This is a genomic window from Bacillus sp. FSL K6-2819 (assembly GCF_038008305.1).
In the GTDB taxonomy this organism is placed as follows: Bacteria; Bacillota; Bacilli; order Bacillales; family Bacillaceae; genus Bacillus; species Bacillus amyloliquefaciens.
This window is the reverse complement of the sequence record NZ_JBBOYV010000001.1, coordinates 2,911,778-2,923,921: the sequence shown is the minus strand read 5'-3', so window position 1 is coordinate 2,923,921 and position 12,144 is coordinate 2,911,778. Positions and strand designations below refer to the sequence as shown.

Below are 12,144 nucleotides of genomic sequence, written 5' to 3'. Positions count from 1 at the left end.
CGCCCTTGGCTTTTTTGGTTAAACGAGAGGTCCGCCGGCTTTGGCAATGGAGTCTGCATGGGAAAACTTTTTAAAGTTTTCTTTGAACTCATTGGCTAAAAACAGCGCTTTTTCGTTGTATGCTTTTTTATCGCTCCATGTGTTTTCAGGCTGAAGAACCTCATCCGGAACGCCCGGAACATGAACGGGGCTGTGCAGACCGAAAATGCTGTCTGCTGTCATGTCTGTCTGATCAAGCGTGCCGTCAATTGCGGCTTTGACCATCGCTCTTGTATACGAAAGTTTCATCCGCTCTCCGACTCCGTACCCTCCGCCGGTCCAGCCTGTGTTGACCAGAAAGACTTGAACGCCGTGTTCGTCGATTTTCTTCCCGAGCATTTCGGCATATACGTGAGCCGGAAGCGGCAGGAACGGTGAACCGAAGCACGTGGAAAAAGTCGTTTGCGGAGATGTCACACCGCGTTCGGTTCCGGCAAGTTTGCTGGTGTACCCGCTTAAGAAATGATACATCGCCTGCTCCTTCGTCAGTTTGCTGATCGGAGGGAGCACACCGAATGCATCCGCCGTTAAAAAGACGATCGCCTGCGGGTGGCCGGCAATGCTAGGCTGCACGATATTGCCGATCATCTCAATCGGATATGCGGCTCTTGTGTTTTCCGTGTAGAAGGAATTGTCGTAATCCGCCTCACCCGTTTTCTCATCAAGCACAACATTCTCAAGAACAGACCCGAAGCGGATCGCGTGAAAAATCTGCGGTTCTTTTTCTTCGCTCAGATTGATACATTTAGCGTAACATCCGCCTTCAATGTTAAAAACGCCGGAATCAGACCAGCCGTGCTCGTCATCGCCGATCAGTTTCCGGTCCGCATCGGCTGAAAGCGTCGTTTTCCCAGTGCCGGAAAGACCGAAAAACAGGGCGACATCGCCTTTTTCACCGACGTTGGCTGAGCAGTGCATCGGCAGAATATCCTGCTGCGGGAGCAGAAAGTTCATAATCGAGAATATTGATTTTTTCATTTCTCCGGCGTACTCGGTGCCGCCGATTAAAATGACGCGCTTTTCGAAGGATACAATAATAAATGTTTCAGAATGCGTGCCGTCCGTTTCCGGATCAGCTTTAAAATGCGGAGCTGAAAGAATGGTAAACGGCTGTGCTTGCGGATCTTTTTCATTCGTCTCCGGTCTGATAAACAGCTGGCGCGCGAATAAATTATGCCACGCAAATTCATTTACGACTGTAATCGGCAGTCTGTATTTTTCATCTGCGCCTGCGAATCCTTCAAAAACAAACAGTTCATCTCTCTGTTTTAAGTAGCTGACGACTTTGGCGTACAGCTTTTCAAACGCTTCTTCAGAAATGGGCTGGTTCACCGCGCCCCAATCAATTTGATTTTCTGTGCTTTTTTCACGAACGATAAATTTATCTTTAGGTGATCGGCCCGTATATGCGCCGGTAGTGGCGCGTACGGCGCCTGTTGATGTCAGCGTTCCTTCATTTCGGCTGATCACTTTTTCAGTAAGTTTTGGAGCTGATAAATTATGATGCACATTCGGACTTGCGAGTAACGCTTGAAGATCTGCGGTTAAATCAACTAATTTCATAAAAACCTTCCTTTGCCGGTTTATTTGTATTTCGCTGAATGTGGAATTAGTATAACATATATATAAAAATAGTCTATACTATTTATTATTTTTTGTTTGTGTTTTTTCCATTGCTTCCCGAAATAAAGGCGCGTAATCGCTTTAATTCATATTGACACTTTCCGCCCTTTTACGATAAGATATTTCATTGAGCGGATACTCTTATCCCGAGCTGGCGGAGGGACAGGCCCGATGAAGCCCAGCAACCGGTTTCTCTGTAAAAAAGCAGGTGAAAACACTGTGGGAAACCAAGGTGCTAACCTGATGCAAGGTTTAATATTTCCTTGAGCGATAAGAGTGAAAGGCACACAGACCAAACCCTTTCCTCGAGTGGAAAAGGTTTTTTTATTTCATAAAATATGCCAATTAACATTCTCTGATATAGTATGACATTGTATTAAGAGGGAGCGAGTTCCGTATCATATGAAAAGGTCTTGCAAAAGATCTTTTTTCAGGAGGAAAAGTAAATGAGTAAAAACCGTCGACTATTTACATCTGAATCTGTTACCGAGGGTCATCCGGATAAAATCTGTGACCAAATTTCTGACAGTATCTTAGATGAGATTTTAAAAAATGACCCGAACGCGCGCGTAGCCTGCGAAACGTCTGTAACAACAGGTCTTGTGCTGGTAAGCGGAGAGATTACAACATCAACATACGTTGACATTCCGAAAACAGTCCGTGAAACGATTAAAGAAATCGGCTACACACGGGCTAAATACGGATTTGATGCGGAGACTTGCGCTGTTTTAACATCAATTGATGAACAGTCTGCGGATATCGCGATGGGTGTCGATCAGGCTCTTGAAGCGCGTGAAGGCACAATGAGCGACGCTGAAATCGAAGCGATCGGAGCGGGGGACCAAGGTCTGATGTTCGGTTATGCGTGTAACGAAACGAAAGAGCTTATGCCGCTTCCGATCTCACTGGCGCATAAATTAGCCCGCCGTCTGAGCGAAGTCCGCAAAGAAGACATTCTTCCGTACCTTCGCCCTGACGGAAAAACGCAAGTTACCGTTGAATATGATGAAAACAACAAACCTGTCCGCATCGATGCGATCGTCATCTCAACTCAGCACCATCCGGAAATTACGCTTGAGCAGATTCAGCGCAATCTGAAAGAGCATGTCATTAACCCTGTCGTGCCTGAGGAACTGATCGATGAAGAGACAAAATACTTCATCAACCCTACGGGACGTTTCGTAATCGGCGGTCCGCAAGGTGATGCGGGGCTTACAGGCCGTAAAATCATCGTTGACACATACGGCGGATATGCACGCCACGGCGGCGGCGCGTTCTCCGGTAAGGATGCGACGAAGGTAGACCGTTCAGCGGCATACGCTGCGAGATACGTAGCGAAAAACATCGTGGCAGCAGGCCTTGCTGATTCTTGTGAAGTGCAGCTTGCATACGCAATCGGCGTGGCACAGCCTGTTTCTATTTCCATCAATACGTTTGATACAGGAAAAGCTTCTGAAGAGAAACTGATCGAAGTCGTACGGAATAACTTCGACCTGAGACCTGCCGGCATTATTAAAATGCTTGATTTGCGCCGCCCGATCTATAAGCAGACTGCTGCTTACGGCCACTTCGGACGCCATGATGTGGATCTTCCTTGGGAGCGTACTGACAAGGCGGATGCGCTTCGCAAAGAAGCACTAGGAGAATAATTTTATAGCCGCTTACTTAAGCGGCTTTCCCTTTTTGCAGATGCTGCCATGCTGATTTTTTACATAGCGTGAAACCAATGGCGTAACAAAGCGTCTATAAAAAGGGGGTCCAATTAGAAAATTACACTTATGGAGGCTATACTATGTGTGGATTTGTCGGTGTTTTTAATAAGCATCCATTAACTCAAACCGCAGATCAAGAAGAGCTAATCAAACAAATGAATCAAATGATCGTTCACCGCGGTCCTGACAGCGATGGGTATTATCATGACGAGCACGTCGGTTTCGGCTTCAGACGGCTCAGTATTATTGACGTAGAAAACGGCGGACAGCCTTTATCATATGAAGACGAAAAATATTGGATCATTTTTAACGGCGAAATCTATAACTACATTGAATTGAGAGAAGAGCTTGAAGCGAAAGGCTACAAGTTCAATACAGATTCCGATACCGAGGTGCTCCTTGCGACATACCGCCATTATAAAGAAGAAGCTGCTTCAAAGCTTCGCGGAATGTTTGCGTTTTTAATCTGGAACAAAGCTGACCGTGTCATGTACGGCGCGAGAGACCCGTTCGGAATTAAACCGCTGTATTACACAACCATCGGGGACAAAGTGTATTTTGCTTCTGAAAGAAAAAGTTTAATGGCCGCTCAAAACGGTATTGATCTTGATACAGCTTCTTTACAGCAATATATGTCTTTCCAATTCGTTCCTGAACCGAGCACGCTTGACGCTGAAGTGAAAAAAGTCGAGCCGGGCAGCCAGTTTACGATCCGCCCGGAAGGCGATATCGCGTTTAAAACGTACTTCAAAGCGAACTTTAAGCCCGTTCAGTCTGATGAAGATAAATTGGTGAAAGAAGTCAGAGACGCAATCTTTGACTCTGTCAAAGTCCACATGAGAAGTGACGTTCCCGTCGGCTCGTTCCTATCAGGCGGTATTGACTCTTCTTTTATCGTCTCAGTTGCGAAAGAATTTCACCCGAACCTGAAAACATTTTCTGTCGGCTTCGAGCAGCAGGGCTTCAGTGAAGTTGATGTAGCGAAGGAAACAGCTGCCGCGCTCGGGATTGAAAATATCAGCAAAGTCATTTCTCCAGAGGAGTATATGAACGAGCTTCCGAAAATCGTCTGGCACTTTGATGACCCGCTTGCAGATCCGGCGGCGATTCCTTTGTACTTTGTCGCGAAAGAAGCGAAAAAACATGTAACGGTTGCGTTATCCGGGGAAGGCGCGGACGAGCTGTTCGGCGGGTACAATATTTACCGTGAACCGCTGTCGCTTAAACCGTTTGAACGCATTCCGTCCGGACTGAAAAAAATGCTTCTTCACGTGGCGTCGGTCATGCCAGAAGGAATGAGAGGGAAAAGCCTCTTAGTCCGCGGCTGCACACCGCTTGAGGAGCGCTATATCGGAAATGCGAAGATTTTTGAAGAGCCTGTGAAAAAACAGCTGCTTAAACATTACAATTCAGAGCTTTCATACCGTGATGTCACGAAGCCGTACTTTACGGAAAGCCGTTCATACAGTGACATTAATAAAATGCAGTATGTCGACATTCATACGTGGATGCGCGGCGACATTCTGTTAAAGGCTGACAAAATGACGATGGCCAACTCATTGGAACTGCGCGTGCCGTTCCTTGATAAAGTCGTGTTTGACGTGGCCTCTAAAATTCCGGATGAATTGAAAACGAAAAACGGCACGACGAAATACCTCCTGCGTAAAGCCGCTGAAGGGGTAGTGCCTGATCATGTGCTTAACCGTAAAAAACTCGGTTTCCCTGTGCCGATCCGCCACTGGCTGAAAAATGAAATGAACGAATGGGTGCGCAACATCATCCATGAAAGCGAAACAGACGCTTATATTGAAAAGGATTATGTCCTTCAGCTTCTTGAAGATCATTGTGCCGACAGAGCGGATAACAGCCGCAAAATCTGGACCGTGCTGATCTTCATGATCTGGCACAGCATCAATGTCGAAAAAAGACTGGTGCCGGAAGAGCTGAATCATCAGCCGAAAGAAGTCATCTTCGTTTAATCCAAAAGGCTTTCGATGTTATCGAAAGCCTTTTTTCTATTGTTTTTTATAAACCTTCTATTCCGCTATGTTTTCCGCAAAGTGTTACGCAATATTCAGAAAAATGTTATTATAGGACTATCGGACAGATTCCGGAGAGTGTTTTCTGGCTATTTCGTCTCGGTTTGTTTTTTCTGTCAAAATCAGGGGGAGGGAGAGTTATGCAAAACAAAGGAAAAACGCTTCACCGCGGCTTGGAAGAGCGGCATATCTCGCTTATGTCTTTGGGAGCCGCGATAGGAGTCGGGCTGTTTCTCGGGTCAGCTTCGGCCATAAAGCTTGCCGGACCGGGGATTTTAGCAGCTTACGCCTGCAGCGGGCTGATTATGTTTTTTATTATGCGGGCATTAGGGGAAATGGCGATTCAAAAGCCTGTGGCCGGCTCATTCAGCCGGTATGCCAGAGATTATCTCGGCCCGCTGGCGGGATTTTTAACGGGCTGGAATTATTGGTTTTTATGGGTCGTTACCTGCATGGCGGAAATCACCGCGGTCGGCATTTATATGGGCTACTGGTTCCCTGACGTGCCGTCATGGATCTGGGCGCTTTGTGCACTCGTCATTATGACGGCTGTCAACTTTCTGGCGGTCAAAGCATACGGTGAGCTTGAATTCTGGTTTGCGCTCATTAAAGTCCTGGCGATTCTGTCAATGATTGCGATCGGCCTTGTGATGATCGTATTCGGTCTCGGAAACGGAGGCGTTGCGCTCGGGATCAGCAATTTATGGAGCCACGGCGGCTTTTTCCCGAATGGGATTAAAGGGGTGCTGCTGTCGCTGCAGATGGTCATGTTTGCATATCTCGGGATTGAGCTGATTGGTGTCACAGCCGGTGAGGTCAAAAACCCGGAAAAATCACTGGCACGCGCCATTGATACTGTTTTTTGGCGCATTCTCATTTTTTACGTCGGAGCTTTGTTTGTCATTATGTCAATTTATCCGTGGCAGGAGATCGGTTCAGGCGGAAGCCCGTTTGTTTTGACATTTGAAAAAATCGGAATCCCCGCAGCGGCCGGAATCATTAATTTTGTCGTTTTGACGGCGGCTCTTTCGTCCTGCAACAGCGGGATCTTCAGCACAGGACGCATGCTGTTTAATCTGGCCGAGCAAAATGAAGCCCCTAAAACCTACGGCACGGTCACAAAAGGCGGGGTGCCGGGAAAAGCGGTATTGGTTTCAGCGGGTGCGTTATGCATCGGCGTTCTGTTGAACTACGTGGTGCCGGCGAAAGTGTTTACATGGGTGACAAGCATTGCGACGTTCGGAGCGATTTGGACGTGGGCGATTATTTTGCTTTCTCAAATGAAATATCGTAAAAGCTTACAGCCGGAAGAACGAAAAAAACTGAAATATAAAATGCCTTTATATCCCTTTTCCTCTTATATCTCACTGGCATTTCTCGCTTTTGTCGTTGTACTGATGGCTTTTAATGCAGAGACCCGAGTGGCCGTCATCATCGGCCCTGCCTGGTTCTGCATATTATTAGCAGCCTATTACGGGAAAGGCTTCCATAAAAGAAAACACATAAATCTGGAAAACGGACAGACATTTGCCGAAAAAGCGTAAAAAAAAGAGCCCGCTGAAATGGGCTCTTTTTTCATAGGATCGGGTCAAAGGGGGAAGAATAAAACAAATTCCTGAACATTTTGCTTCTGTTTTCTGACAACCAGCAGAACGCAAATGGTTTTTGCTTAAATAATATTTTGAAAAATGGTACAGTAGTAAAACAAAGCTGATCTTTTTTATTTCTCTTGCAGTGCTTTATAGTATCGGCCTTTTTCAACATATTCCGTTCTGATTCTTTCCATGTCCCGTACATCTTCTTCTGTCAGCCGGCGGATGACCTTTGCAGGGCGGCCGAACGCAAGAAAGCCGGGCGGAATGGATTTGCCGGGAGGAACGAGACTTCCGGCGCCGATAAACGCGCCTTCTCCGATTTCTGCCCCGTCCAGAATGACGGAGCCCATACCGATTAAAGCATTCTTTCTGATGATTGCGCTGTGCAGTGTAACCTGATGGCCGATCGTGACGTCATCTTCAATAAGAAGCGGGCGGCCCGGACTTTGATGCAGACAGCTCAAGTCTTGTATGCTGACTCTTTTTCCGATTCTTGTCGGCGCAACATCCCCGCGGATGACGGCTGAGAACCAAATGCTTGATTGTTCTCCGATCACGACGTCGCCCGTAATGACGGCGTTATCCGCAATAAACGCTTCAGGATGTATGTCCGGCGTAAATTCTTTATAAGGGTAGATTATCATGTCTCATCCTTCTTTCTCTAAATTTATGTAAGAGGTGAACAGCATGTGGACTTGGAAAGCAGACAGGCCCGTCGGTACCATTGTCATAATCCACGGGGCAAGCGAATACCACGGGCGTTATAAATGGCTCGTTGAAATGTGGAGATCTTCCGGATATAACGTGGTGATGGGTGATTTGCCCGGTCAGGGAACATCCACCCGCGCCAGAGGGCATATTCGCTCTTTCCAAGAATACATTGATGAAGTAGATATATGGATTGATCAAGCGAGAACGCTTGAATCGCCCGTTTTCCTTTTGGGCCACAGCATGGGCGGACTGATTGCGATAGAATGGTTTAAGCAGCAGAGAAATCCCCGCATTACGGCACTCATTTTATCATCACCTTGTCTTGGGCTGCAAATAAAAGTCAATAAAGTGCTTGATTTTGCGTCTAAAGGACTGAATGTTCTCGCCCCGTCCCTCAGAGTGGACTCCGGTTTATCGCCTGATATGGCGACAAGGAATGCGGATATGATTGAAGCGGATCAAAACGATTCTTTATATGTCACGAAAGTATCTGTAAGATGGTACAGAGAGCTTTTAAAAACCATTGATGCCGCTATGGTGCCGACTGATGCGTTTTTAAAAGTGCCGCTTTTGCTTATGCAGGGCGGTGATGACAAAATCGTTGATAAAATGAAGGTCCGTAAATGGTTTTCCGGTGTGGCTTCCCATAATAAATCATACCGGGAATGGGAAGGGCTTTATCATGAAATTTTTAATGAACCGGAAAGAGAAGCTGTGTTTAAGGCGGCGAAAGCCTTTACAGATCAGTATATTTGAATTCGCTGGGGGTGCATTTGTTGACAGTACCGGAACATCCTTTTAACCTTATGGCAAAAGTGTATCGTGAAATTTTTCCGCTCGTACATCAGGAATTGAATATATGGCGGGAAAAATCAGATTCCATTAAAAATACCGAGCTGCGGGAGCAGGCGGCCGCAAGTATCCGTGATAAATCGTTTCATTGTGAGGGCGGCGGCATTTTAGCCCTGCTGTCGGGAGAGCAAAAACAGAAATGCGTGCAATTTATCATTGCGTACCAGACGATCAGTGATTATCTGGACAATCTGTGTGACCGCAGCACATCGCTTGATCCGGAAGATTTCCGCATGCTTCACCTTTCGATGCGTGACGCGCTGACAGTCGGTGCCGAGGTGCAGCCGTACTATCAGTACAGAGAGGAGCAGGATGACGGCGGTTATCTTCATGAGCTGGTCAGAACATGCCAGCGGGTGCTCGGGTCAATAGAACATTACGGCATCATTAAACCTTATTTGCTCGAGCTGTGCGATTATTATTGCGATCTTCAGGTGCATAAGCATGTCGTTGAGCATGAACGCGTTCCGAGGCTTAAAAGCTGGTTTGAGCAGTACCGGTCACAGCTTCCGGAAATGGAGTGGTTTGAATTCTCTGCTTGCGCAGGATCGACGTTAGGCATTTTCTGTCTCGTCGCTTACTCTTTCCAGCCTGATTTCAACGAACATACCGCTGAGAAAATCCGCAGCAGTTATTTTCCGTACATACAAGGGCTGCACATTCTGCTCGATTATTTAATAGACCAGGAAGAGGATCTGCTTGAAGGCGATCTGAATTTCTGTACGTATTATCAATCTCATGAAGAAATGATGCAGAGACTGAAGCATTTTATTGAAAAAGCGGATGAACATTTGCACGGCATTCCGCATGAAAATTTTCACCGGCTGATTAACCGGGGGCTGCTCGGCGTCTATTTATCCGATGACAAAGTCGCCAGCCAAAAAGAAATGGGCCGCCTCGCGCGAAAGCTGATCAGGGCAAGCGGAAAAACGTCATTTTTCTTTTATATCAACGGAAGAGCCTACCGCAAATTTCAGAAGATGGCTTGGACGAAAAGCTCGTAATGGATGAACAGTGCCCATTAAAAAGAGACATGCGCAATTTACGCTGTCTCTTTTTTTAATGGTTTCTTTTTTTCCGCAAAGTGCATTACAAATTTGCCGACCAGCCCGATGACGAAAAATGCAGCAAACCACCAGTAATAGGTTTTCGCGAACTCAAATCCTAAATGTCTTGATAAAATGATGATGAACATCACGTAGGGAACACTTGAAAAAATGATGCGAAGAATATTCAAACTGCTGCTCCTCTCAGGTGTTTCAGTGGAAAAATGAACTTTTTCCCGTTATTTCATGGTAATTGACTTTTTTGAAAAAGTAAATACGTTCACAAAAAGAATCGGCCTGTTGATGACAGGCCGATTCTTTATTTACCAGGAGATTTCTTTTCAATTGCTATAATAAACGGCGGGTCGTTTCGCTGGTTGAGAAAGCCGTAGCTCAGCACGCGCGCCTTTTCCTGATCAAGGTTTTCGCAATATTCCAGAAGCGCATTCTTTTCCGTCTTTCCCTCAGGATGCCCGTGGTAGACCACGAGAACGATCAGCCCGTTCTCTTTCAGCAGTTCAAGGAGCTGTTCGATTGCAGAAATGGTAGAGTGCCCGTTTGTCGTAATGCTTTTATCGCCGCCGGGCAGATAGCCGAGATTAAACACGGCACAAGCCACACGGCCGTGCGCATCCTCAGGCAGGGATGCCTTTATTTGATCATGGCTCTTATGGTGCAGCGTGACGCGCGGGCTGAGGGCGTCACCGAGACGCTCCTTCGTTTTGGCGAGTGCATCAGCCTGAATATCAAAGGCATGGACATGTCCTGTCTCACCGACAAGGCCGGCCAGAAAATATGTATCATGCCCGTTGCCCATTGTCGCGTCAACCGTGATATCTCCTTCTTGTGCGGCGGACTTCAGCAATTCTTTACTGAAAGGGAGGATGTGCATCAAGGTCATAGGGCAGTCTCCTCCCCGATTTTTCTGAAGAGCTTTCCTTGATAGCTTCCCCGTGTTTCCAGCTCTTTTTGAATGGCGCCCAGTACTTCCCACTTATTGACGCTCCACATCGGCCCGACCATTAATTCGATCGGCCCGTCCCCCGTAATGCGGTGAACGATCATTTCCGGGGGAATGATTTCGAGCTGATCACATACAAGCTGGACATATTCTTCCTGCGAAAGGAATTCAAGCTTTCCTTTTTCATATTGCTTCACCATCGGTGTGCCTTTTAATAAGTGAAGCAGGTGAATCTTAATGCCTTGAACATCCAAATCAGCGACGGCTTTGGCCGTCTCCATCATCATGTCCCTGTTTTCGAGCGGAAGCCCGTTAATGATATGGGAACAAACACGGATGCCGTGTTTTCTCAGTTTATTGACGCCCTCAACATAGCAGTCAAAATCATGGGCGCGGTTGATCAGAAGGGCGGTCCGCTCATGTACGGTCTGCAGCCCGAGCTCAACCCACAAATATGTCCGTTCATTCAGTTCGGCCAAATACTCCACGACATCATCCGGCAGGCAGTCCGGACGGGTCGCGATAGACATGCCGACAACACCGTCAAGCTTGAGTACGGATTCAAATTTCTCACGCAGCTCCTCCACCGGCGCATGTGTATTCGTGAACGCTTGGAAATATGCGATATATTTGCCGTCTTTCCACTTTTCGTGCATGCGGTTTTTGATATCGTGAAATTGCGTGATTAAGTCATCGGCCCGGTTGCCGGCAAAATCGCCAGATCCGGCCGCACTGCAGAATGTGCATCCGCCGTGTGCAACCGTGCCGTCCCGATTCGGGCAGTCAAAACCGCCGTCAAGCGCGACTTTAAACACTTTATGCCCGAAATGCTCCCGCAGATGATAATTTAATGTATGGTACCGTTTTTCCGTATTTGAATAAGGAAAAGGGTTATTCTCGTTCAATGTTCAAAAAGCCTCCCTCACATCAGATGCATCCTAAAATTGTAGCATGAATGATGGGGGTTCACAATGTGAAAACAGATGCGGCTTTCTTTTGTTTAGTATAACTGCGGGCAGGATTCTCATTCCTTTTCCTGACTCACGGAAAATTTGGTTCTCTTTCCTGCAATCTTCGGGTGTTAATCATTTTTCCTCCGCTCAAACTAAGTTTGATTTCCCATTCACTGAGGAGGGGTTTCGTTGGCAACAAGACAATCAGTAGATGAACATCTCCAAAGAAGCGAACAGGCGTATGAATTTGCGAATGAGCAATTTAAAACCGCTTCCAAACAAGAGCATTATAATGATAATGAGTACAGTGAAGCGCAAATGATGCTTGAAAACGCGGTGAATGAATTAAACAAGCTGTCATTATCTGCGAATGATCAGCAAAGAGAGCAGCTTTACCGAATGAGATTGCAGCTCCAGACCCTGCAAAACAATATGATTTTGCAGCGTAATTTCGATTACTGACCGCACCGTTTTAGATGGTGCAAAACCTGCCGGAATCCCGGCGGGTTTTTTTGTAGTTCTTTTTAAAAAAGAATTGACAATAGGGCGGAGTGTGTTTATTGTATTACGTGTACTACTTGATGTAATACACTGCAAACACTCAAAAAATGAA

General features: G+C 46.6%; 11 protein-coding genes and 1 riboswitch. Of the genes, 6 read left to right on the top strand and 5 right to left on the bottom strand.

The features are described from left to right. Window positions 1–18: 18 nt before the first annotated feature. Window positions 19–1,602: a phosphoenolpyruvate carboxykinase (ATP) gene (gene pckA / locus MHH91_RS15185; protein WP_013353268.1), complete on the bottom strand. Its 1,584-nt coding sequence runs from the start codon at window positions 1,600–1,602 to the stop codon at window positions 19–21. Window positions 1,603–1,800: 198 nt separating this feature from the next. Then, window positions 1,801–1,939: riboswitch (SAM riboswitch) on the top strand. Between the two features lie 169 nt (window positions 1,940–2,108). Between pckA and metK the strand changes: the two genes are divergently transcribed. The 3 genes from metK to alaP all read left to right on the top strand — a co-directional run bounded on the left by metK (window position 2,109) and on the right by alaP (window position 6,957). Further along, window positions 2,109–3,311: a methionine adenosyltransferase gene (gene metK / locus MHH91_RS15180; protein WP_003152253.1), complete on the top strand. Its 1,203-nt coding sequence runs from the start codon at window positions 2,109–2,111 to the stop codon at window positions 3,309–3,311. A gap of 143 nt (window positions 3,312–3,454) precedes the next feature. Beyond that, window positions 3,455–5,353: an asparagine synthase (glutamine-hydrolyzing) gene (gene asnB, locus MHH91_RS15175; protein WP_013353267.1), complete on the top strand. Its 1,899-nt coding sequence runs from the start codon at window positions 3,455–3,457 to the stop codon at window positions 5,351–5,353. Between the two features lie 200 nt (window positions 5,354–5,553). After that, complete coding sequence (gene alaP / locus MHH91_RS15170; RefSeq protein ID WP_013353266.1) at window positions 5,554–6,957, top strand: alanine permease AlaP; 1,404 nt, start codon at window positions 5,554–5,556, stop codon at window positions 6,955–6,957. 176 nt (window positions 6,958–7,133) lie between these two features. On the opposite strand, the gene MHH91_RS15165 is transcribed toward alaP, so the two are convergent. Then, window positions 7,134–7,649, bottom strand: coding sequence for a gamma carbonic anhydrase (locus MHH91_RS15165; protein WP_038463278.1), 516 nt, complete (start codon window positions 7,647–7,649; stop codon window positions 7,134–7,136). A 46-nt stretch (window positions 7,650–7,695) separates the two neighbouring features. Here MHH91_RS15165 and MHH91_RS15160 point away from each other — a divergent pair, with 46 nt between their 5' ends. Beyond that, window positions 7,696–8,475 (top strand): alpha/beta hydrolase, encoded by a 780-nt coding sequence (locus tag MHH91_RS15160; protein ID WP_013353264.1) that lies wholly within the window; start codon window positions 7,696–7,698, stop codon window positions 8,473–8,475. A gap of 20 nt (window positions 8,476–8,495) precedes the next feature. Next, window positions 8,496–9,575, top strand: coding sequence for a tetraprenyl-beta-curcumene synthase family protein (locus MHH91_RS15155; protein WP_013353263.1), 1,080 nt, complete (start codon window positions 8,496–8,498; stop codon window positions 9,573–9,575). Between the two features lie 38 nt (window positions 9,576–9,613). Here MHH91_RS15155 and MHH91_RS15150 read toward each other — a convergent pair whose 3' ends face one another. The 3 genes from MHH91_RS15150 to MHH91_RS15140 all read right to left on the bottom strand — a co-directional run bounded on the left by MHH91_RS15150 (window position 9,614) and on the right by MHH91_RS15140 (window position 11,483). After that, window positions 9,614–9,808, bottom strand: a complete 195-nt coding sequence (locus tag MHH91_RS15150) for a hypothetical protein (protein WP_014470848.1) — start codon at window positions 9,806–9,808, stop codon at window positions 9,614–9,616. Window positions 9,809–9,936: 128 nt separating this feature from the next. After that, entirely contained in the window at window positions 9,937–10,518 is a 582-nt protein-coding gene (locus tag MHH91_RS15145; RefSeq protein ID WP_013353262.1) for a tRNA (mnm(5)s(2)U34)-methyltransferase, read from the bottom strand. Further along, window positions 10,515–11,483: a TIGR01212 family radical SAM protein gene (locus MHH91_RS15140; RefSeq protein WP_013353261.1), complete on the bottom strand. Its 969-nt coding sequence runs from the start codon at window positions 11,481–11,483 to the stop codon at window positions 10,515–10,517. Before MHH91_RS15140 ends, MHH91_RS15145 begins: the two co-directional genes overlap by 4 nt. Window positions 11,484–11,720: 237 nt before the next feature. Between MHH91_RS15140 and MHH91_RS15135 the strand changes: the two genes are divergently transcribed. Then, window positions 11,721–11,993, top strand: a complete 273-nt coding sequence (locus tag MHH91_RS15135) for a YtzC family protein (protein WP_013353260.1) — start codon at window positions 11,721–11,723, stop codon at window positions 11,991–11,993. Window positions 11,994–12,144: the final 151 nt, after the last annotated feature.